Raw genomic sequence first — 21964 nt, 5'->3', positions numbered from 1 at the left:
CAATGTCACTTAATGAATTATGGTTTCTGCTGATTGCGGTGCTGTTCGTCGGCTTCTTCTTCCTGGAAGGCTTCGACTTCGGTGTAGGGATGGAGACACAGATATTGGCCAAGAATGATACGGAGCGCCGGATACTGATCAATTCGATCGGGCCGTTCTGGGATGCGAATGAGGTATGGCTGATTACGGGTGCCGGTGCAATGTTCGCGGCCTTCCCGCATTGGTATGCTACGCTGTTCAGCGGTTTCTATATACCGTTTGTAGTTGCTCTGCTGGCGTTGATCGCCCGTGGTGTCGCATTCGAGTTCAGAGGTAAGCGTGATTCCAAGACTTGGCAGAAAACATGGGATGTCTGCATCTTCTTCGGCAGCTTCCTGCCGCCGTTCCTGCTCGCCGTGGTATTCGCCAGCTTCATCAAGGGCTTGCCGATCGACAAGGATATGCAGATGTATGCCGGATTCTTCGATATCGTCAATACGTATACAGTGGTTGCAGGGATTACGGTTGTCCTGCTGTGTCTGGTACACGGGCTGATGTTCACTACGCTCCGTACGCTTGGAGATCTGCAGGAACGGGCGCGTAAGCTGGCCCAGAAGCTGCTGATTCCACTGGCGGCGCTGCTGGTAGCCTTCGTTGTAATGACGTATACTATGACGGATATCTTCGATAAACGCGGAACGCTGCTGTGGATTGTAGTCGTTCTGGGTGTAGCAGCTTATCTGCTGGCCGGATATTTCATGACTAAGAAGAAGGACGGCTATGCCTTCGGGATGACTGGTGCTGTGATGGCCCTGTCTGTTGCATCGATCTTCATCGGACTGTTCCCGCGGGTTATGATTAGCTCGCTGGATCAGGCGTTCAACCTGACGATTACGAATGCGGCCTCCGGCCAATATTCGCTGAAGGTGATGACGATTGTAGCACTGACTCTGCTGCCGTTCGTGCTGGGCTATCAGATCTGGAGTTATTTCATCTTCCACAAACGGGTTCATGAGAAGGAGCATCTTGAATACTAATGGATAAAAATTTGCTTGGGTACAAAGGAGTTAAGCCGGTCTTTCTGCTGGTTGGCTTCCTAACCCTGGTGCAAAGCTTCTCCATTCTTCTGCTGGCGAAGTCGTTGGCAGAAGCTGTCTCTGCGCTGTTTGCGGGAGAACCGCTGAAGGAACAAGGGGCTAGAGCGCTCTTGTTCCTTCTTGCGTTTCTTGTGCGTCATGCCTGTGCCATGCTGATGAGCCGGGCGGCGTACCGCTTCGCGGAAGCGACCGGCAGCAGCATGCGGAGACAGATGATGGACAAGCTGTTCCAGCTGGGACCAAGGCTGGCTGGCGACCGGGGGACCGGAAATATGGTCACATTAGTGCTTGAAGGAGTAACGAAGTTCCGCACATACCTGGAGCTGATTATTCCGCGGATGGTCGGTATGGCGATAACACCCGCTCTGCTGCTTGTCTATGTGTTCACCCTGGATACGTCCAGCGGTGTGATTCTTACCTTAACGATGCCGATCATTATTGTATTCATGATCCTGATCGGGATGACGGCCCGCAAGCAGATGGACCGTCAGCTGAAGTCTTACCGTACCTTATCGAATCACTTCGTGGATTCGCTGCGCGGTCTGGAGACGCTGAAATTCCTTGGACGCAGCCGCAGCCACAGTGAGAGTATTGCCAAGGTCAGTGACCGCTACCGTTCAGCAACTATGCGTACGCTGCGAGTCGCCTTCCTGTCTTCGTTCGCACTGGACTTCTTCACTATGCTGTCTGTCGCTTCGGTAGCGGTAAGCCTTGGTCTGCGTCTGGTCAATGAGCAGATGACGCTGGTTACCGGACTGACGATCCTGATTCTCGCGCCGGAATATTTCCTGCCGGTGCGGCTGGTGGGCGCAGATTTCCATGCCACCTTGGACGGTAAGGAAGCCGGTGAAGCGATGAAGAGCATCATTGACCGCGAGACGGTCCAGGCGAAGCTGCTGGAGCAGGGTGGGCAGAAGGAGATGGCAGGTCAGAGCGGAGCTTGGTCAGGCGACTTTTTCACGTGGAACAATAATAGCGACCTGAAGCTTGACGGGGTAGGCGTGACCTATGAAGCGGACGGAGTGTCGTCACTGGAAGCTGTTCATCTTGAATTCAGCGGGCATTGCAAGATTGGTATTATCGGGGAGAGCGGCGCAGGCAAGTCTACACTGATAGACGTTCTGGGCGGCTTCCTTCATCCAACCTCTGGAACCCTTACGATTAATGGAAGCCTGGTCAGTGCGCTGACCGATGAGGGCTGGCGGAAGCAGACGGCTTATATTCCGCAGCGCCCGTATATCTTCAGCGGCACGCTGGCTGATAATGTCCGGTTCTATTATCCCGAGGCTTCACAGGAGGCGGTAGCTGCCGCGCTGGAGTCGGCCGGTTTATCGAAGCTGGTGTCCTCGCTGCCGGAAGGTCTGAACGAAATGATCGGCGGCGGCGGCCGTACGCTCAGCGGCGGGCAGGAGCAGCGTGTGGCTCTGGCCCGCGCCCTGCTGAGCAGCCGCCCGATTATGCTGCTGGATGAGCCGACGGCTCATCTGGACATTGAGACGGAATATGAGCTGAAGGAGACGATGCTGCCGCTATTCGAAGGCAAGCTGGTATTCCTGGCTACACACCGCCTGCACTGGATGATCGACATGGATCTGATTGTCGTTATGCAGCAGGGACGGGTGGCTGAAATAGGCACACACGACGAGCTGACTGCGCGGAGGGGTGCTTATTATGAGCTTATTCAAAGTCAATTGGAGGGAATCCATTGAAACGTGAAGGATGGTTTGCTCCCTATTACTCTGCCTACTTCTGGCGGTTCGTGTTAATCATCTTGCTGGGCGCTCTGACTATCTTTTCTGCGTCCTCGCTGATGTATACTTCAGGCTTTCTGATCTCGAAGGCCTCGATTCCGCCGGAAAATATACTGATGATCTATGTCCCCATTGTCGGTGTGCGCACCTTCGGGACCAGCCGGGCTGTTATCCACTATGTGGAGCGGTTGGTGGGACATGACACGATTCTGCGCATTCTGTCGAAGATGCGGGTCCGGCTGTACCATATGCTGGAGCCACAGGCGCTGTTCTTGTCCTCACGCTTCCGTACCGGGGATATTCTCGGTATGCTTGCCGATGATATCGAATATTTACAGAATGTGTATCTTCGGACCGTCTTTCCGAGCATTATCGCGCTATTGATCTACGCAGCGGCGATGATTGCGCTCGGGACGTTCGATGTGGCCTTTGCTCTGCTTATGGGACTCTATATGCTGGTGCTGGTTGTCGTATTACCGCTGATCTCCCTCCTGCTGACCCAGAAGCGTCAGCGTCAGGTGAAGCAGGAGCGCAACCGGCTGTATCAAAAGCTGACAGATGCTGTGCTCGGGCTGGGAGATTGGGTAATCAGCGGACGGCAGAGCCAGTTCGTCGATACGTACGAAGCGGACGAGCAGGCGGTTGCCCGCATAGACGGTTCATTGCGGCGCTGGGCACGGCTGCGTATGTTCATCGGTCAGGCGGTTGTTGGCCTGGCCGTGTTGTCTTTGTTATACTGGGCGGCTGGACAGTATGCTGAAGGGGCGATTGCCGGAACGCTGATTGCGGCGTTCGTGCTGGTGGTCTTCCCGGTGGCGGATGCCTTCCTGCCCGTATCCGAGGCTGTGGAGAAAATTCCGCAATACCGGAATTCACTGGAGCGGCTGGAGGGTGTGGAACCCCCGGCGAAGGCTGTGCTCTCTGAGGCGGAAAAAGGCAGGAATGCCGAAGCTGCGGCTCAGGTCGCTACTGCTGCCGAGGCTGCCAAGGCCAGCGGACAGGTTCAGATTGAACTGAGGTCGGCGGGCTACCGCTATGCGGCAGGTGACGACTTCTCTGTTCAGGGGTTGGACCTTACGCTGCCGCAAGGGCGGAAGGTTGCAGTTATCGGCCGCAGCGGAGCGGGTAAATCGACGCTGCTCAAGATGGTGCAGGGCGTGATTGCGCCCACCATCGGCTCCGTGACGATTAACGGGATCGATGCTGCGGCTTACGGTGAGCGGATTCCACAGCTCATCGCGGTGCTGAACCAGAGCCCGCATCTGTTCGACACCACGGTGGCGAACAATATCCGGCTCGGGGACCCGGGGGCTTCGGAGGTAGCGGTCCAGCAGGCGGCAGCCCTGGCGAAGCTGGATACGCTGATCTCTTCGCTGCCGGAGGGCTATGATACTCCGGTACGCGAGGCGGGGCAGCGCTTCTCCGGCGGAGAGCGCCAGCGGATGGCCTTGGCCCGTATTCTGCTGCAGAATACGCCAGTGGTTGTACTGGACGAGCCAACCGTTGGCCTCGACCCGCGCACGGAGCGCGAGCTGCTGGCCACTATGTTCGAGGCGATGGCTGGAAAGACGCTGGTCTGGGTCACGCATCATCTGGTGGGCGCCGAGCAGATGGACGAGGTCATCTTCATGGAGAACGGCCAAGTGGAGATGCGCGGCACCCATGCCGAGCTGATGGAGCAGCAGCCGCGTTACCGCAAGCTCTATGAGCTGGACCGGCCGGGGCAGGCGAAGAATGTGGCGGACGGCGAGTAAAGGCTAGGATTAGAATCGAGGCAATGTAAGTACGATCAAAGAAGCTCTTCCTGTCCCGTTGGGGGCGGGGAGAGCTTCTTTGATCGTAGGCCGGATGTATGCGAAAAAGCGACTACAATCGGTGAGCGCAGGGGATTGTGAGCCAAATGTAATCGAAAAAGCGAACACATTGGGTGAGTATGCTGGTGTGTGGCCGGATGTAATCGAAAAACCGAATATAATGAGCGAGTGCTGGGATGTGCGGGCCAGATGTATGCGAAAAAGCCAATACGGCTGCTGCTGTATACCATTAGAAAGTTGGTGGATGATGGGAGAAACTAATGAATTAAGGTATACTGAAATGGATGATCCTGTCAGGATCAATCAGAACGGGGTGGAAGCATGTGATAACGGAGGGCTCCTGCGATTATAAATAAGGAGAGATTAATCAATGGAATCAACAACGTGCGAATTAACATGGAATCTGGACCGGATCTATCCTTCGTTCGAGTCGGAGGGATTTCAGCAGGACCGCAGGCAGGTGGAGAGCCTTGCCGGGGAGCTGAATACATGGTCGGCCTCGCAGCCCGTTAACGGGCAGGACGCTGCAGACCTGATGGAAGAGTTCCTTAAACAATATAATGCGTATCAACAGCTATATTTGCGTCTGTTCAGCTATGCGGAGCTGCGGTTCAGTGCGGACAGCCAGTGTGAGGAAGCTGTGAATCTGATGGACGAGCTGGAAGAGGTGACTAGCGGGGCGGGTGAAGCCTTGGTCCGCTTCAGCAAGTGGTTGGCGGGGGTAAGCGCGGATGAACTGGAGCGGAGTTTCCGTTCTAGCGCTTATCTGGAGCAGCATAGCTTCTATCTGCGCGGATTACAGGGGAAATCGCAGCATATGCTTAGTGCAGAAGGCGAAGCGGTGATTGCCAGGATGCAGAACACCGGCTCCAAAGCGTGGGAGCGGCTGTACATGCAGACGCTGTCTACACTGCGGACTGATCTAGATCTGGCCGGGGTGACCCGTAGTGTGACGCTGGCGGAGCTGCGGAATCTGGTCTACGACCCCGATCCTGCGGTACGGAGGGCGGCGGCTGAAGCAGAGCATGAGGCTTGCCGCAGCGTGGCGGAGCAGAGTGCTGCCTGTATTAATGCCGTCAGTGGTGAGGCGGCGACCGTCTATGAGCTAAGAGGATATGCCTCCCCGCTGCATAAGGTGCTGGAAGCAGCACGGATGGATCAGGAGACGCTGGAGGTGATGCTTCAGGCCATCCGGGAGAGCCTGCCGGTCTTCCGGCAGTATTACGCCGGGAAGGCTGGGCGGCTGGGGCATTCGGGGGGACAGCTGCCGTTCTGGGATGTTTTTGCGCCCATTGGCACGGAGACTTCAGTCCGCATAACCTATGCTGAGGCTCAGGCGATGATTATCGCGGGGTTCAGCAGGTTCAGCCCCGAGCTGGGCGGGTTCGCCCGCAAGGCGTTCGGGCAGCGCTGGATCGATGCTGAGCCGCGCAGCGGAAAGGGGAATTTCGGGATGTGTGTCGATATCGTTCCGATAGGGGAGAGCCGAATCATAACAAGCTTCCACGGCCAATATATAGATGTGAGTGTACTGGCTCACGAGATTGGGCATGCGTATCATACCAGCCGCCTCGCGGGACATACGATGGTCAACATGGATTATCCGGTGCCGATTGCGGAGACGGCATCGATTTTTTGTGAGAGTCTGATTCATGTTGAACTCTTGAACTCGTTGCCTGCGGAGGAAGCGGATGCGATCCTGGAACGGAGTCTCTCGGATGCAGGGTATTATATTGTCGATTTCTATGCCAGGTACTGCTTCGAGAGCGCGCTCTATGCCCGCCGGTTATCCGGTCCCCTTTCATTGGAGGAGCTGAACGCATTGATGCTGGAATCGATGGCTGCGGCTTACGGGGATAGTGTGCTGCCCGGGTCCATTCATCCTTACCAGTGGATTAGCAAGGCGGGGTATTATATGGCAGGCAATGAGTTCCTGAACTTCCCGTATTCCTTCGGGCTACTGTTCTCCAAGGGGCTGTATGCCCAGTACCAAAAGCAGGGGCAGGTGTTCGTGAGCCGCTATGAACAGTTCCTGTCAGCAACCAGTACCCGGAGCATCGCAGACGCTGCGATGCTGATGGATATTGATGTACATTCTCTGGAATTCTGGCAGGAGGCGCTCGGATTCATTGCCGGGGATGTCCGGAAGTTTACAGGGCGGGAATAAGGGCGCGTTTTGCGCTGCGGGAGGTTCCTTTTTGCAGGGAAGTGTGGTAGAACAGTAGTATAAGTCTACGCCGCAGCGGCACAGAAAGGGATGCTTGATTGAATGTATGTAGTCTGTAAGGAACACGTAGAGCTGGCCATCGACAAATTTGTGGACGAGTACGAGGATGCACCGGATGTAGTCGATCTGAAGGAGACGGAGTTCTCGGACTGGGACCCGCCGGCGAAATGTGCGGAATGTGAACGAAATGCGGAATATCTGGTCGTCTGAGGACGGCCGGAATAAGAAACACCCTGTGGCTGTGAAGGCTGCAGGGTGTTTTGGCGTGCGGGTGTATGCGCGAATGGTACAGTTGCGGATTTAGCATTACCTAAAATGTATCTAGCAGTCCGCGGCTTTCGCCATCTCGGACAGCGGGCTGCGCTGACTGCCCCGCAGGTAGATGAAGGCGGAGCCAATCGCCACGATTGCCGCAACTGACAAGCCCCAGTAGATGTTGGAGTAAGCGGCCTGAAGCGGCAGGCTGCGCTGCCATTCCAGGGCGCTGGCGGCCATCGCTACGCTGAAGGCACCGCTGAAGAACTGCAGCAGCTGGAAGAGCCCCATCCCGGAGCCGATCTGCGAAGCAGGCAGGATACGCGAGATTTCATTCGACACACTGCTCGACAGTACAGTGAAGGACAGGCTCATAATCATGTAGACGAGCATGACGGCGATCCAGGATTGTCCGGCGAATAAGGCGAACAATACGGTGGCGGCCAGAACGAGCAGCGGTGCCAAGCGCAGAATTCCGGTGTTACCGTAGCGGTCAATCATCCGTCCGACCAGGCGGGAGACGAAGATGGCCAGCAGTGAGCCCGGGAAGATGACCAGACCGGCATGGCTGGCGCTGAAGCCGAAGCGGTGAGTCAGAATCTGCGGCAGCAGGAACAGGGTAGCGAAGCTGCACAGGTAAGAGGCAACCCCGATCAGTGCCAGTACCAGATATGGCCGGTTGCTGAATAGCGCGGGCAGTACGAATGGATCAGGGGTTGAGCGGATACGCCCTACGAATAAGGCAATGGCGGCGATGCCAGTGATCAGCGCGATCCACAGTCCGCTGGTCAGGAACAGCAGCAGACCGGTAGTACCCACGCCGAGGAAAATTCCGCCCAGGATATCGAATGAGCCGCTAGCCGGAACTTCCTTAGGAAGCAGAATCAGGAACAACGGCACCAGCAGCAGAATGGCGGCAGTGACTGCGAATAGCCAGGTCCAGCCGAGGTACTCAACAATGGAGCCGCCAGCTACCGGACCCAGACCCAGTCCCAGGGAGACGGCCGACATGATCGTCGCCATGGCTTTGCCGCGCCGGGCCTGCGGAATGTAGCGGGTGAACAGGACAAGGGACAGTGACATCACGGCGCCTGCACCTGACGCTTGCAGAATACGCACAATCAGCAGGAAAATGAAGCTGGTGCTGAAGAATCCGGCCACAGCAGCAAGCCCTAAGGTGAGCAGCCCGATAATCAGCAATCGGCGGATCGGCAGGAAGTCCGAGAGCCGGCTGTATGTGATTGAGGCAATAGAGAACATGATGGAATACCCGGTTACAATCCAGGAGGCGGACGCTGCGGTGATGCCGAAGGTCTCGGTTACATCAGGCAGGGCCAGATTGAACATCGCTGTGTTCATAATAACGAGGACGACAGCAACGCTGAATAGCAGAGTTAGCAGTCCTTCCCGTGGTAGAGCCGCTTGCGGAGCAGCCATTGAATGCTCTTGATCGCCCTCAGAAGCAGGTGATGAGGTCATGAGAAAGCCACTCCTTCATTATGTTATTGTATTATTCGATTACTTACGAACTATTGAAATATAGCATGGGCTAATGTAAAATGCAATTAGGAAATCATCGTGAAAAGAAGTACTATTATATACTCTGAAGGAGTTTTATTCATGAAGCAGCTCCATCATCCCGACCGTAAGGACATTCAGCTCGCCTCAGTGTTGTACGCGCTTAGCGATCCGATCCGTCTATATGTAGTGTCGGAGATCTGTAACCACGGCCCGCAGTCCTGCAACAGCTTCAAGGTACCGATTGCCAAGTCTACGCTGACCCACCATGCCCGGACGCTTCGCGAAGCGGGTGTCATTCATACCCGGGTGCAGGGTACCCAGCGTATTCTGTCCCTGCGGACGGAAGATCTGGACGAGCGGTTCCCAGGGCTGCTGGATTCCGTATTGCAGGCTTACGTCAGTCCTGGTCCAGATGAGGGGTTCGGGGAGCCGGAAGAGGAAGGGCAAGAGCAGGGATAATCAATCATATACCGTATGAAATCATCGCCACTCCAGGTTCTGGGGTGGTTTTTTGATCTGGTTAGTGCATACAACCGTTACCATTGACAGAATTGTGTAGGTTGCAGTAATATTTTAAATTGTAATGATAATCATTCTCGATTGGAAAAGAGGAAGTCAACGCTATGTTCGCATCTAAAGGTAAGAGGCTGCTGCAGGGCCTGCTCGTATTATTGGTTATATCCATGGTCGCTGCAGGCTGTTCATCGAATAATACAGACAAACCATCGGCTGCCGGCGACGCGCAAGCCACGAAGACCCTTACAATGGCGTGGCCCCGGGATATCGGACCAATGAATCCGCATTTATATAATCCGTCCCAGCTGTTAGCCCAGTCTATGATCTATGAGCCGCTTGTCAGTTATCAAGACGGGAAGATTGTCCCGGCTCTGGCCGAGTCCTGGACGCTATCGCAGGATGGCAAGGTATACACGTTCAAGATCCGCAGCAACGTCAAGTTCTCGGATGGAACGGCTTTTACCGCACAGCTGGTGAAGAAGAATATGGATGCGGTCTTACATAATAAGAAGCTGCACACATGGCTGGGCATGATCCCGCTGATTGAGAAGACAGAAGCGGTCGATGACACTACGTTCCGGCTCACGCTGACGGAATCCTATTATCCGGCACTGTACGATCTTGCGGTGGTGCGGCCGGTACGCTTCCTTGGCGAAGCGGGCTTCCCCGAGGATGGCGATACGTCCAAGGGTATTCGCAGCCCGATTGGAACCGGACCTTGGGTGCTAAGCGAGTATAAGAAGGATGAGTCGGCAACCTTTACACCGAATCCTTACTACTGGGGTGAGAAGCCGAAGGTGGACAAGGTGGTGGTGAAGGTGATCCCGGATGCGGAGACGCGCGTGCTGTCTTTTGAAAAAGGAGATCTGGATCTGATCTACGGCGAAGGTCTCATCAGCTATGACGCCTACAAGGGGCTTGAGAGCACCGGAAAGTACGTCACTAAGCTGTCTGAGCCGATCGCCACCCGCAATCTGGTGCTGAATACCATGAACGCGAAGCTGGCTGATCTTAAGGTCCGTCAGGCACTTAGCATGGGCTTCAATAAGGAAGCGATGGTCGAAGGGGTGACGCTGGGACTGGAGGAGAAGGCAGACAATATCCTGCCGCCGAATCTGCCTTATGCCAATATCAAGGTGAGCCCGGTGAAATATGATGTGGAGCAGGCGAATGCGCTGCTGGATGAAGCGGGCTGGAAGCTGCCTTCAGGTGGGGGCGTGCGGGAGAAGGATGGACAGAAGCTGGAGCTGGAGCTGATGTATGACAAGGCGGATCAGACGATGAAGGGGATGGCGGAGACCCTGCAAGCTGAATGGGCGGGGATCGGTGTGAATCTGAGAATCACCGGCGTCGAGCTGACCGTCTACATCCAGCGCAGAAAGGCCAATGAGTTCGATATGAATTTCTACTCGACCTTTGGTGCGCCGTATGACCCGCATTCCTTCATGACAGCCGTGCTTCAGCCGGGCTATGGGGTCTCGGATACCCTGGCGGCTCTGCCAATGAAGGCGGAGATTGATAAGAAAGTCAAAGCAGGTATGGCAACAATAGACGATAAGGCCCGTACCGAGCTGTTCGGCTCTGTGCTCACTACGCTGCAGGAACAGTCCTCGATTCTTCCGATCTCTTACATCAAGCAGATGGCGGTGTACCGGGACAATGTGGCTGAATTCAAGTTCCCGTCCAACCGGGATGAATATCCGCTTCATGGCACCAAGAAGAAGTAGTAGTCACGCAGGAGGGTTCTAAGTGGGCGTATATATCGGAAAAAGAGTGCTGGCGATCATCCCCATCCTTCTGTTCTCCTCATTGCTGATGTTCGTGATGATCCGGGTGGGGCCGGTAGACCCGGCTGAGGCCTATCTGGCAGCGGCCCATATCCAGCCGGATGATGAAGTGTTGGCCGCCAAGAGGCATGAATTCGGGCTGGACCAGCCGCTGCTGGCGCAATATGTTCAATCGGTAGGCCGGCTGCTCCGGCTGGATTTCGGCCATTCCTACCTGTCCAATATGCCCGCCTGGGGAGAGGTTGCCCAGAAGCTGCCCGCAACGCTTCAGCTTGCGTCCGCCAGTATCGTGCTGGCGCTGGTGGTTAGCATCCCGCTTGGGGTGTTAGCAGCGATTTACAAAAACCGGCTGGTGGATCATGTGATCCGGGTATTCGCCTATATCGGCGCCTGTGTCCCGGTCTTCTGGATCGGCTATCTGCTGATGTTCTTCATCTCGGTCAAGCTGGAATGGCTGCCTGTGGAAGGCAGAGGGTCCGTGCAGCACCTGATTCTTCCGTCAATTACCCTGGCGCTCTGGCTGATTGCCATCTACGCGCGCCTGTTGCGGACGACCGTTCTGGAGGAACTGAAGGAGGCTTATGTCCGATATGCCCGGGCCAGAGGGATTAAGGAACGTGTGATTCTGTATAAATACGTGCTGAGAATTGCCATAGCGCCGCTTATTACAGGACTGGGTATCAATCTGGGGAAGCTGCTGACAGGAGCAATTATCGTAGAGCAGGTATTCTCCTGGCCGGGCTTCGGCCGGTACTTCATTGAAGCGGTCATTAACCGTGACATTCCGGTGATTCAATGCTATGTCATGCTCTCGGTCTGTGTGATTGCCGGGAGCAATCTGATCGCCGATCTGCTCCAGCTGTTCCTGGACCCGCGAATTGCGCGTAAAGGGAGGGCCAGCCAAGGATGAATAACTTAAGCAGCCGTTTCAAAGGCAGGAGAGTCATCATGATCTGCGGCAGCCTGCTGATCCTGTTTGGTCTTGCTGGCCTGTTGGCCCCGTGGATCTCACCGCATGATCCGATCCGGGTGAATCTGGCAGCGAAGCTCAGTCCGCCTTCATGGGAATATCTTCTAGGGACAGATCAGCTGGGCCGGGATAATCTATCCAGGCTACTGTATGGAACACGGATCTCACTGGGCTTTGCTTCACTTATTTTTGCCGCTTCCTTAGGGGTTGGACTGCTCGCAGGAGTGGTTTCGGGGTACATCGGCGGGTGGCTGGATGCTGTGCTGATGCGGTTGTGCGATGGCATTATGTCTTTTCCCAGTATGATTCTGGTCTTCGGTCTGATCGGGATTCTGGGGCCGGGCCTGTCTCAATTGGTTATTGCGCTGATGCTGGTGCAGTGGGTGTACTTCGCCCGGATGTTCCGGAATATGATTGTCAGCCTCAAGGAGCGGAATTTCATTACGGCAGCGCGGATCAGCGGCTCCTCCCCCTGGCAGATCATGAGCAGACACCTTATTCCCAACATCCTGCCGTCGATTGTGGTGATAGGGACGCTTGAGATGGGCTGGGCGATTATGGATATCTCCGCGATGTCCTTCCTGGGCCTGGGCGTCCAGGCACCTACACCGGAATGGGGGGCAATGCTGAACGAAGGGAAATCCTTCATCCGCAATCATCCCGAGCTGATGCTCTATCCGGGCCTGATGATTATTATGGTTGTAGCTTCGTTTAATCTGCTGGGCGAGGCGCTGTCTGAACGGTACGGGATCAAACGAGGCTCCTGAAAGAAGGAATGAGCGAATCATGGAACAAGCGGAAGTTGTGCTGCAGGTGAAGGGTCTGAAGGTATCTGTGAAGACAGCGGCAGGAGTTCTGCCCCTCATAGAGGATGTTAACCTGGAGCTGAAGCCGGGGCGTGTGCTGGGTCTTGTGGGAGGCAGCGGCAGCGGAAAAACCGTTACGTCGCTGGCGCTCCTCCAGATGCTGGACCGGCAGACGAGTGTAATCGAAGGCAGTATCCGGCTGCATACCCTTGAGCTGAACGGACTCCCGGAGAAGGACATGCGCAGGCTTCGCGGCAGTAGTCTTGCGCTGATTATGCAGAATCCGATGACGGCCTTCTCTCCGGTGTATACCATTGGTGCGCAATTCGTGGAGTCGATTCGTACACATATGAAGCTGGGGAAAAAAGAAGCCAGAGCCTGCATGGTCCGTTCCCTGGCCGATGTGAATCTGCCCGATCCCGCAGCGCTGCTGCACAAGTATCCGTATGAGCTGAGCGGCGGGATGCTCCAGCGGGTGATGCTGGCGCTCACCCTGTGCCTGAAGCCCTCCGTGATCATTGCCGATGAACCTACTACGGCTCTGGATGTGTCCAATCAGCTTCAGGTGCTGCGGCAGCTGGACCGAATTCGGCAGGAGCATGGAACTGCTATTCTGCTGATCTCCCATGACCTCGGCGTCATTGCGGAGCTGGCTGATGAAGTTGCGGTCATGCAGCACGGGCGGATTGTTGAGACCGCTGATGTATTCGAGTTGTTCGACCATCCCCGGCATGAATATACCCGGGAGCTGCTTGCAGCAAGGCCGCTGCTTCAGCTTGGTCCGCAGTTAGGGGGCCAGTTATGACCGGAATAGCGGCAGAATACATGCTTGAGGTCAGGGAGGTTACCCATACCTATGCTGCATCCCGCCGGTGGAGGCGTTCAGAGGAGCAGGAACCTGTGCTGTCCGGCGTGTCTCTTCATATAGAAGAGGGAACCTGCCTGGGGCTGCTGGGATCAAGCGGAGCCGGTAAAAGCACCCTGGGCCGGGTTATTCTTGGCCTGGAGCCGCCCCGCGCGGGCCAGGTGCTGATTCAGGGACAGGATCTGTATAAGCTGAGCCCGCAGGCGCGCAGGACCATACGCCGCGATCTGCAGGTGGTCTTTCAGGATTGTTATTCAGCCGTGAATCCCCGGATGACAGCCGAGCAGATTATTGGCGAGCCGCTGTCCAACTACGAATCCTTGAGTGTTCAGGAGCAGAAGCGTACGGTAGGCGAGCTACTGGAGTGTGTCGGACTAAGCACGGCAGACATGCAGAAGCAGCCCTACCAGTTCAGCGGAGGACAGCTGCAGCGGATTAATATTGCCAGAGCGATTGCGCTCAAGCCTAAGCTCATCGTGTTGGATGAGGCGGTTAGTAGTCTGGATATGATTAACCAGACTACTATTCTGCGGCTGCTTGGTGAGCTCAGGGCTGCGTTCGGCCTCTCATATCTGTTCATCACCCATGATATTAAGGCCGCCTGTATGATCTCAGACGCACTGGCTGTCATGGATCAGGGCAAGATCGTGGAATATAACGACAGCAAGGAGCAGTTCCTGCAGTCCTCTCATCCTGCGGTTCGCAGCTTGCTCGACTCCATGCTTGCGGAGCATCCGCGCAGCCGGCACAGGGATCTGCCCGGGAACGCTGTACAATAATGGTAAACATCCGGTGAGCAATCGAGGAGACTACAGTCTCGCTTTTTGCTCACCTTTTTGATGTGGATCAAGCTTCTTATAGGACTCATTTGCTTCCGCCAGTACCTCCGCTCCGCCCGCCGCCAGGAACTCCTCCACGAACTCCCCGAATTCCTCAAGCGGACGCTCCCCGGTGATGAAGGCAATATACGCCTGGTCTCTTAGCTTAATAAGTCCAGGGCCGTTCCTGATCAGAGAGGGAGTAGCCACCTCCAGGGCATTATAAATGCCGTCGTGATCCAGCCCCAGGGTTGCCGCCCACTGCTCGCTCCGGCCGGCAGGAAGGATGGGCAGAGTCATACCGATCCCCGCGCCGATTGTATTCTGGTAGCTGAACATATGGTTATACGGCGGCAGCAGGATGATATCCTTCTTGTCCGTTCCGGCCCAGTCCCAGTGTGTCCCCTGAATACCATACTGTAGAGCTGCTGCCTCATCGGGGTCAGGATTTGCGCTGATGTAGTCCAGCAGCTGGAGGATCTTCTCCAGCTTGCCCGGCTCCCGGGTGGCATCCGCGCCAATAGCGGTGAAGCTCATCATCATATCATAGGCTTTGGAGCCGCGCCTGCCGTCCGGGCCGCTAACCGGCCGCCCGAAAGCGATCTTGGCCTGCGGATGCTTGGCGGTTAACTCCTTGACGTTAAACATGGCTTCTACCGGAACCAGCCTGGCTGCCTTCTGGTCATCCAATCTCCAGTCCGTATAAGCTCCTGCCTGTGTCCAGTGATAATAATTGCCCATGGAGGTCATGCCGATCCGCCCGTTAATGAAGGCGTGCGACAAATGCTTGTAGCCTCCGCTATTCTCCCCGGTGATGAACTCGGGATCAATGACCCCGTCCTTGTACCATTTGCGGAGATAACGCAGCGCTTCCTGCATATCCGGCTCCAGAGCGCCAATGACCAGCCCCTGATCCTTCCGGCTGAAGTAGAGCTGATCCGTGAAGACCATCTGCCCGAATGCGCCGAAGACAACATTCATGCCCTCCTGCGACAAGCCGTAGGTGTCCCGGATCCCGTTGCCGTCCGGGTCTTCGTTCGTAGCCGCATAGATGAATTTCTCGAAATCGGCCAAGGTGTCCGGCACCTTAAGGCCGACCTTGTCCAGCCAATCCTGCCGGTATACCACAGGGACCCGATAGATATTGGTAGGATTAATGACCGGAATGCCATAATAGGAACCGTTAATGCGGCCATATTGCTGATAGGCCGGTGCATTCTCGCGGATGGCCTTAAGAATATTGGGAGCGTAGGTGTTCAGTAATTCCTCAGGAATTGGAGCGAGCACGCCCTGTTGCTGGTACTTCAGCAGATCCTGGGTCTGCCGGACCCGGAACAGGTCGGGAATGCTGCCTTGCACCAGCTTCAGGTCGAGCAGGGATTCGTATTTGTTGTTCGGCAGATTCCAGAAGTCCAGATCTACGTTGAACTTCTGCTCCAGCTCCCGCACCATTACGGCATCCTCCGCAACCGGCAGATTCTGATGCATGGTCCAGGAGATTTTGAGCTTCGGGGCAGAGGCAGCAGGAACAGCAGAATTAGCAGAATTAGCAGAATCAGAAGCGGAAACGGATGGATCCGGCAGCTCTTGTCCAGGCGCAGACGGAAGGGAAGCTGAATGCCCGCTGCAGCCGCAGATCAGCCCCAGAAGGGGTAAGAGCACTAATCTTTTATACATATCCATATGGCACCCTCCCTATCCCATGCTAATCTCCGCCTGCGGCGGCAGTGTATTCACGGTCCGCAGATAATTCCCCGGTGTACAGCCGTAGATCTCCTTGAAGCGCTTGATGAAGTATGGAGTCGTTCCATAACCGACCGTGCCGGCAATTTGTTCAATCGACATATTGTTGTTCTCAATCAGCCGCCGGGCCTCTTCCATCCGTATGCCGGTAATATAGTCGGTGTAGGTGATCCCCAGCTCTTCCTTGAACAGCTTGCTTAGATACTTTGGACTGATGAAGACCTTGGCAGATACGGCATCCAGCGATAGATCCTCGGACAGATGCTCCCCGATATAGGCCTTGGCCGCTTCAATGGTCGAGAGTGCGCGGTCACTGTTCCGCTTCTGCGTCTCCATGATGAAGGTGCCGATGGAGGCGGCGAACCACTCCTGCAAATGCCGGATATCCGGCAGGGCAATATATTCGTTATACAGATCTAGTGGCCCGTGGGCGGAAGGGGTGTAGCGGATGCTTTTCAGATAATCCGAGTACATAAATACGGTATTCGCCAGAACGAAGTGGCAATAATCCGCCGGGTAGCTGCCTTCCCGCATGACGGCTATCAGCTGCTCCAGCGCGGCCAGTGTCTCATCCAACTGACGGGTCTGCAGCTTATCCTTGAATCTCATCAGCACAGGCTGCGGGATTTCATCAAGACTCTGCTCCTTCTTCAGCAGCTCCCGGTCCTTCAAGACCCTGCTCTCCGGCAGAAAATAAGCATACTTCATCAAGGTCTGCGCTTCAGCGTAGCTCGTGTGGAGAAGGCTGACGGCATCCACCCAGCAGCCCTGCGAGAGCTGAATATTCAGCTGGAAATGCTGCTCCGCTGCTGCTGTAATCCGGTCCGAGAGCTGTTCGAGCAGCGTCCCGGAGGCTTCGCGCGCGCTGATAATGACAACCGTCTGCTTGTCCGGCAGCTCCTCGGCCAGAATGCGGATTCCGTGAAGCCGGATTGCCTCAAGCGTCCCGGTCATCCCGCTCATGGCTGCCTGCAAGCCGCTTAGACTCATGTGGGCGTAGGCTCCACGGGTGTTGAGGAGCAGGCAGCAGTAATGACGGTGCTCCGGAGAGAGTCCCAGGAATTGCGGATCTACGGTTACGCTGCCTGGGGCAGGGCTGTCCTGAAGGAGATTCAGGATCATGTTCTGCCGGATATGCGGACTGCTGGCCTCAAGCGTCCCCTCCAGTGTGGTCACTTTGTTGTTCAGACGGTTGAAGGCGGAATCAATAATTCCGAATTCGTTAAGGGCTTGTCCCCGCACTCCTGGCACCTCAGGCCCCGGGCCGTAGAGGTCCTTAATAGTGCGAAGCAGCCGCTTAAGCGGACTGTAGTTCAATTTGGCCAGAATGCCGGACAGACAGATTCCTACCAATATAGCAAGCAGACACAAGGAGAGAATGACCCTCTGGACAACGAGCCATTTCTCATAGAACAGGTTCGCCGGAGCCGCACTGAAGAGCTTCCACCCGGTGGTCGGCAGGTCCTGATAGGAGATCACGTAGGTGCTGCCTCCGATCTCCTGGCTCATGTTCCCGGATGTCTCAGGAGAGGCTAGCGCATTCGAGATACTGGCAGCATAGGTATCGGCCTGGGCCGCAGCATCCGGATTCGAGCCGGCCACAATCCCGCCGGAGGGCGTAGCAATGAAGCTGCTCTGATAGCGGGCAGGCATCATATTCTGCAGAATGGCGCGCAGCGCGCTCTCCTTCAGATCAATGGCAATTAGCAGCTCACTGGCTGCTCCGGGGGACTGGAACGGATAGCTGTGCACATAGGTGATCAGCTGGCTGCCGCTGCCGCCGGGGATGCTGGAGACGATATCGTCCGGCACGAACCGGGCCTCTGTCCAGAGGCTGTTACGGGAATTAAGGTTCATGCCGTTCACCCAATCCATCCAATAGGCGGCACCCGCCTGCTGGTCCGCACGGAATTTCAGCCCATACAGCGAGGACAGCAGGAGATGCTGCCTGGGAGCATACAGATGTACGGCTTGGATCAGGTCCGAATGATTGGATACCTGCATGTTCAGCGACTCCTGGAGACTGCTTACCTTGCTGAGATTCGCTGGAAGTGAAGCATCTGGCAGCATACGGAGCGCCGACCGCTGGTTCAGAGAGACTTCCAGATAGATCTGCTGGACCCGCTGAAGCACGGAGGCTTCAAGGGTACGGGCGGTATTGTCAAGGATGAGCCGGTTGCGTCCCTGAAGCTCTTCCTTATAATGGTTCGAGAAATACAGATAGAAGGCAGAGCAGAGCAAGAGGACAATGACTAGCACAACAGAGATGTATGAAGCGGCAAGGGCAGCAAAGGCAGAGTTCCATTTTCGCAAGTTGTATTCTCCTCCCAGGCGGATTATACACTAGCCCCTCACAAATCTGTTCGGGATTCATGTTAAATCAATGTAAAATAGCCGGAAAAAAGCTGAATTGTTCCCAAAATCATAGAATTGCGAAATTGTGTTATTGAGCGCAGTGGAGGCAGGTGCTATATTGAGTCCGATTCAGGCAATCAAAATAACAAGATAGGGGCTGACACATTGAACTTGAAGTCGAAAAGAAAGCTGTTGTCTGTTACGGCAGGTCTGGTACTCCTCACGAATTCTATCGCGGTACATCCTGCAGAGGCGGCCACGGGTAATTCATTAACCGAGCTGCCAGCTGCTCCGGCATGGGGACATTTCGTAGATACTTATAAGAATAACACACCTGTGAATATGGCGGTGTATTCCAACCCCTCGATCGGTGTTCTCTCCGGCTTCCTGGATCTCTGGACACCGGGCGCCACCTGGGATACCGGAACGAAGCTGAACAACGAAGTGCTGGATTACAACATTCAATATGTAGCGGATCTGTCTAAGACCCGTACTCCGGCAGAGGAGGAGGCAGCGTATTACGATGACCGGCGGAACCAGACCTATGGAGCGGCTGACGGCCTTGGTCCGTTGTCTGAGGTGTACCGATCCAAGTCGGGAACCTTCACGACCATTAACAGCATCCCTGCTGATGCCACCTCTGTAAAATATAATGACGGAAATGACAGCAACAAGGCTGGCGATTCCGGTTCTGAATTGGGCAAAATGGTAGACTTGATTGGAAAAGTCCGCGGCGACTATGCTTCAACGAGTCAGGCTAAGAAATTCTACAGCTACATGCGTCCATTCCGCTGGAAGGATACCTCTGTCATCGTGCCGACGCTGGTGCCGGCGAGAAGCAGTACGCCTGCCACAGACGGCGGTTTCCCGAGCGGCCATACCAACGCTTCCTATCTGGCAGCCCTGGCTCTGGCGTATTCCGTACCTGAGCGCTTCCAGGAGCTGATGACCCGGGCCTCGGAGATGGGCAACAACCGTGTCGTTGCCGGGATGCACTCACCGCTGGATGTTATGGGCGGACGAGTAACGGCGATGGCCTTCGCAGCGGGAGCACTGACCGACCCGGATAATGCGGCGCTGAAGCAGGCAGCTTACACTCAGGCCCATGAAGTGCTGCTTACACAGACGGGTACCGCAGAAGACCGGTTCACAGATTATGCGAAGAATAAGGCCCAGTATACCCAGCGGCTGACCTATGGCTTTCCGCAGATTCACTCCACGACTGAGCCTGCTGTTGCTCCTAAGGGAGCAGAGGTGTTGCTGGAGACCCGTCTGCCTTACCTGAGTGCGGATCAGCGTAGAGCAGTTCTCGTAACAACAGCACTTCCATCCGGCTATCCACTACTGGATGATCCTGAAGGCTGGGGACGATTGAACCTATTCGCCGCTGCCGACGGGTACGGTGCATTCGCTGAGCATGTAACAGTAGCGATGGACGCTGCGAAGGGCGGCTTCTACGCCGCAGACCGCTGGCGCAATGATATCTCCGGCACAGGCGGGCTGACCAAGGAGGGTACAGGCACGCTGAAGCTGGCCGGCAGCAATACGTATTCCGGCGGTACTGAGGTGAATGCAGGTGTCCTGGAAGGAGACTCGGCAACAGCCTTCGGCAAAGGGAATGTGACGAATACCGGCGGTTCTGTAATTGAGAACGTCTACGGTAAAATAGTGATCGGCGGCAGCTTCACCCAGGCCTCCGAAGGTACGCTTGTACTGGGCCTTACCGGAGCAAAGGATGTCCTTGAGGTTGAGGGGGCCGTGAAGGCTGACGGGAAGCTGAAGGTGAACTTCGCAAACAGCTACGTTCCAGGCAGCAGCCTGATTCCGCTCATTACGCATGGCGTCAGCCAGCGCAGCGGGCAGTTTGCTTCCGTGCAGGTTGAAGGATTGCCAAGCAAATATAACGCCCAGGTAGTATACCTGAGCGATCAGATTGCGCTTAGTATTACAGATACGACAAGCGGCGGGACGGGCGGCGGTAATCCGGGCGGAACGCCAGGGACTCCGGCTGGAAATACCGGAACGGTACCAGGGACCACCGGCACCACGCCAGGGAACGGCAGCACTACTCCTGCTGAACCGGAGAAGCAGCCACAGGGCGGCGTTAATCCGTTCCAATCCGGAGTGGTCAGCAGAGAAGTGGTATACAAGACCGTGACTGAAGCCATTGCAGCCACGAAGAATCAGAGCCTCAGCTTCAAGGACACCACAGGACACTGGGGCAGCGGCACCATTGCTACAGCTGTGAAGCTGCAGATCATCAGCGGCTATGTGGACGGCTCCTTCCGGCCGGATGCACCGGTGACCAGAGCTGAATTCGCAGCTATGATTGCCCGTTCCTTCGGGATAGACACTACATCGGCAGCCTCTAAGTTTGGGGATACAGCCTCCAATTGGGCGGCTGGCTATATCAGTGCCTTGGCCGATAAAGGTATCGTAACCGGCTACTCAGACGGCAGTTTCAAGCCGGGAGCGACCATTACCCGCGCTGAGATGGTTACAATCATCGGCCGTGTGCTTGATCTCGGCGTGCTCCAGACGGGCACTCCGGCAAGCTTCAAAGATGTCGGCAGCAGCTACTGGGCAGCTGACGCCATCCGCCAGGCGGCTTCGGCTAATCTGGTGAAGGGCATCTCTGCCTCAGCATTCGCACCGAAGAATCAGGCTACCCGCGCCGAAGCGGTGGCGGTGATTATCCGTGCGCTGGAGAGCGACAGTTCCGTTAAAGCTCTGATTGCAGGGTTGTAAGCTGCAAGTGAGTGACAGGAGTAAGTAAGTTCTTATGAATAGAATTCTTATGGATAGAAAGCAGGAAGTACAAGCCGCGGGCTTGTGCTTTTTGCTATGTACCGTTACTGTGAGTGTCGTTCCGCGTGCTTTCACCACGGTGTGGGCATATTTGACAAATTAAATCTACAAGTGTAATGTATAGAACAGAGCTTGTATTTACATTTGTAGATTTAACGCCGCCGCGATGGAATGGAGCTGTTATGATGAGTACAACCCCGAAGATTTCGGAAGCTGAATGGGAAATTATGAAGATTATCTGGGAGCATCATCCGCTCACCTCAGAACAAATTACCCGGCTCCTGCCTGAATCTGTGGAATGGAGCGAGCAGACGGTGCGCACCTTCGTCACCCGGCTGCTTAAGAAGAACGCGATAGCGTATGAGAAATCCGGCCGGAGCTATCTGTATTATCCGCTGGTGTCAGAGAATGAGTGTGTCCGGGCCGAGAGCCGCTCCTTCCTGAAGCGCGTATTCGGCGGAGCCACCCAGTTAATGGTGACCAGCTTCCTGGAGGATGTGGAGCTGTCCAAGCAGGAGATTGAACAACTCGAACAGCTGCTGAGGGAGAAGAAGTCGCAGGGCACCAGCGGAAACTCAGGTAAGCAGGAATGAATATGATCTACGGATGGTTTGCCGGGATCGCAGAACAGACACTGGCGGCAAGCATGGTG

General features: G+C 55.5%; 16 protein-coding genes. 13 read left to right on the top strand and 3 right to left on the bottom strand.

From position 1 onward, the window contains the following. Positions 1–2 precede the first annotated feature (2 nt). The 5 genes from cydB (at position 3) to C162_RS35055 (ending at position 7078) form a co-directional block, all read left to right on the top strand. Entirely contained in the window at positions 3–1016 is a 1014-nt protein-coding gene (cydB, locus tag C162_RS27335; protein WP_036699793.1) for a cytochrome d ubiquinol oxidase subunit II, read from the top strand. After that, positions 1016–2785 (top strand): thiol reductant ABC exporter subunit CydD, encoded by a 1770-nt coding sequence (cydD, locus tag C162_RS27330; RefSeq protein ID WP_036699790.1) that lies wholly within the window; start codon positions 1016–1018, stop codon positions 2783–2785. The genes cydB and cydD overlap by 1 nt, the downstream gene beginning before the upstream one ends. Then, entirely contained in the window at positions 2782–4581 is a 1800-nt protein-coding gene (gene cydC, locus C162_RS27325; protein WP_036699788.1) for a thiol reductant ABC exporter subunit CydC, read from the top strand. Before cydD ends, cydC begins: the two co-directional genes overlap by 4 nt. Before the next feature lie 430 nt (positions 4582–5011). Next, the gene (locus tag C162_RS27315; RefSeq protein WP_036699785.1) at positions 5012–6808 is read left to right on the top strand and encodes a M3 family oligoendopeptidase; all 1797 of its coding nucleotides are present in this window, start codon (positions 5012–5014) and stop codon (positions 6806–6808) included. A gap of 102 nt (positions 6809–6910) precedes the next feature. Beyond that, positions 6911–7078: a CxxH/CxxC protein gene (locus C162_RS35055; protein ID WP_063829067.1), complete on the top strand. Its 168-nt coding sequence runs from the start codon at positions 6911–6913 to the stop codon at positions 7076–7078. Positions 7079–7189: 111 nt separating this feature from the next. Here C162_RS35055 and C162_RS27310 read toward each other — a convergent pair whose 3' ends face one another. Beyond that, complete coding sequence (locus C162_RS27310) at positions 7190–8602, bottom strand: MFS transporter (protein WP_235218550.1); 1413 nt, start codon at positions 8600–8602, stop codon at positions 7190–7192. A 141-nt stretch (positions 8603–8743) separates the two neighbouring features. On the opposite strand from C162_RS27310, the gene C162_RS27305 reads away from it, so the two are divergent. The 6 genes from C162_RS27305 (at position 8744) to nikE (ending at position 14367) form a co-directional block, all read left to right on the top strand. Then, positions 8744–9103: an ArsR/SmtB family transcription factor gene (locus C162_RS27305; protein WP_036699783.1), complete on the top strand. Its 360-nt coding sequence runs from the start codon at positions 8744–8746 to the stop codon at positions 9101–9103. Positions 9104–9267: 164 nt separating this feature from the next. Continuing rightward, positions 9268–10887 carry a nickel ABC transporter substrate-binding protein gene (gene nikA, locus C162_RS27300; protein ID WP_036699781.1) on the top strand — a complete coding sequence of 540 codons (1620 nt, stop codon included), beginning with the start codon at positions 9268–9270 and terminating at the stop codon, positions 10885–10887. Between the two features lie 22 nt (positions 10888–10909). Beyond that, a complete protein-coding gene (locus C162_RS27295) occupies positions 10910–11857 on the top strand; it encodes an ABC transporter permease subunit (RefSeq protein ID WP_036699779.1) in 948 nt (315 codons plus the stop codon). Beyond that, complete coding sequence (gene nikC / locus C162_RS27290) at positions 11854–12684, top strand: nickel ABC transporter permease subunit NikC (protein ID WP_036699778.1); 831 nt, start codon at positions 11854–11856, stop codon at positions 12682–12684. Before C162_RS27295 ends, nikC begins: the two co-directional genes overlap by 4 nt. A 19-nt stretch (positions 12685–12703) precedes the next feature. Continuing rightward, positions 12704–13528, top strand: coding sequence for an ABC transporter ATP-binding protein (locus C162_RS27285; RefSeq protein WP_156949725.1), 825 nt, complete (start codon positions 12704–12706; stop codon positions 13526–13528). A gap of 20 nt (positions 13529–13548) precedes the next feature. Beyond that, on the top strand, positions 13549–14367 hold the full coding sequence (gene nikE, locus C162_RS27280; protein WP_036699907.1) for a nickel import ATP-binding protein NikE: 819 nt from the start codon (positions 13549–13551) through the stop codon (positions 14365–14367). 30 nt (positions 14368–14397) lie between these two features. Here nikE and C162_RS27275 read toward each other — a convergent pair whose 3' ends face one another. Together C162_RS27275 and C162_RS27270 are read right to left on the bottom strand one after the other, a co-directional pair. Continuing rightward, the gene (locus C162_RS27275; RefSeq protein WP_051493975.1) at positions 14398–16089 is read right to left on the bottom strand and encodes an extracellular solute-binding protein; all 1692 of its coding nucleotides are present in this window, start codon (positions 16087–16089) and stop codon (positions 14398–14400) included. 12 nt (positions 16090–16101) lie between these two features. Continuing rightward, complete coding sequence (locus C162_RS27270) at positions 16102–18462, bottom strand: AraC family transcriptional regulator (RefSeq protein ID WP_036699774.1); 2361 nt, start codon at positions 18460–18462, stop codon at positions 16102–16104. Between the two features lie 207 nt (positions 18463–18669). Between C162_RS27270 and C162_RS27265 the strand changes: the two genes are divergently transcribed. Together C162_RS27265 and C162_RS27260 are read left to right on the top strand one after the other, a co-directional pair. Next, complete coding sequence (locus C162_RS27265; protein ID WP_063829066.1) at positions 18670–21252, top strand: S-layer homology domain-containing protein; 2583 nt, start codon at positions 18670–18672, stop codon at positions 21250–21252. 245 nt (positions 21253–21497) lie between these two features. Then, complete coding sequence (locus C162_RS27260) at positions 21498–21905, top strand: BlaI/MecI/CopY family transcriptional regulator (RefSeq protein ID WP_036699770.1); 408 nt, start codon at positions 21498–21500, stop codon at positions 21903–21905. Positions 21906–21964 lie beyond the last annotated feature (59 nt).

Source organism: Paenibacillus sp. FSL R7-269, assembly GCF_000517865.1.
Classification (GTDB): Bacteria; Bacillota; Bacilli; order Paenibacillales; family Paenibacillaceae; genus Paenibacillus_AQ.
The sequence above is the reverse complement of the archived record's forward strand: the minus strand, read 5'-3'. Positions and strand labels throughout refer to the sequence as shown.

What these genes read in the sequence shown, in the direction of transcription:
- cydB (WP_036699793.1), top strand. Translation starts at nt 3, where the DNA reads ATGTCACTTAATGAATTATGGTTTCTGCTGATTGCGGTGCTGTTCGTC.
- cydD (WP_036699790.1), top strand. Translation starts at nt 1,016, where the DNA reads ATGGATAAAAATTTGCTTGGGTACAAAGGAGTTAAGCCGGTCTTTCTG.
- C162_RS27315 (WP_036699785.1), top strand. Translation starts at nt 5,012, where the DNA reads ATGGAATCAACAACGTGCGAATTAACATGGAATCTGGACCGGATCTAT.
- C162_RS35055 (WP_063829067.1), top strand. Translation starts at nt 6,911, where the DNA reads ATGTATGTAGTCTGTAAGGAACACGTAGAGCTGGCCATCGACAAATTT.
- C162_RS27310 (WP_235218550.1), bottom strand. Translation starts at nt 8,602, where the DNA reads ATGACCTCATCACCTGCTTCTGAGGGCGATCAAGAGCATTCAATGGCT.
- C162_RS27305 (WP_036699783.1), top strand. Translation starts at nt 8,744, where the DNA reads ATGAAGCAGCTCCATCATCCCGACCGTAAGGACATTCAGCTCGCCTCA.
- nikA (WP_036699781.1), top strand. Translation starts at nt 9,268, where the DNA reads ATGTTCGCATCTAAAGGTAAGAGGCTGCTGCAGGGCCTGCTCGTATTA.
- nikC (WP_036699778.1), top strand. Translation starts at nt 11,854, where the DNA reads ATGAATAACTTAAGCAGCCGTTTCAAAGGCAGGAGAGTCATCATGATC.
- C162_RS27285 (WP_156949725.1), top strand. Translation starts at nt 12,704, where the DNA reads ATGGAACAAGCGGAAGTTGTGCTGCAGGTGAAGGGTCTGAAGGTATCT.
- nikE (WP_036699907.1), top strand. Translation starts at nt 13,549, where the DNA reads ATGCTTGAGGTCAGGGAGGTTACCCATACCTATGCTGCATCCCGCCGG.
- C162_RS27275 (WP_051493975.1), bottom strand. Translation starts at nt 16,089, where the DNA reads ATGGATATGTATAAAAGATTAGTGCTCTTACCCCTTCTGGGGCTGATC.
- C162_RS27260 (WP_036699770.1), top strand. Translation starts at nt 21,498, where the DNA reads ATGAGTACAACCCCGAAGATTTCGGAAGCTGAATGGGAAATTATGAAG.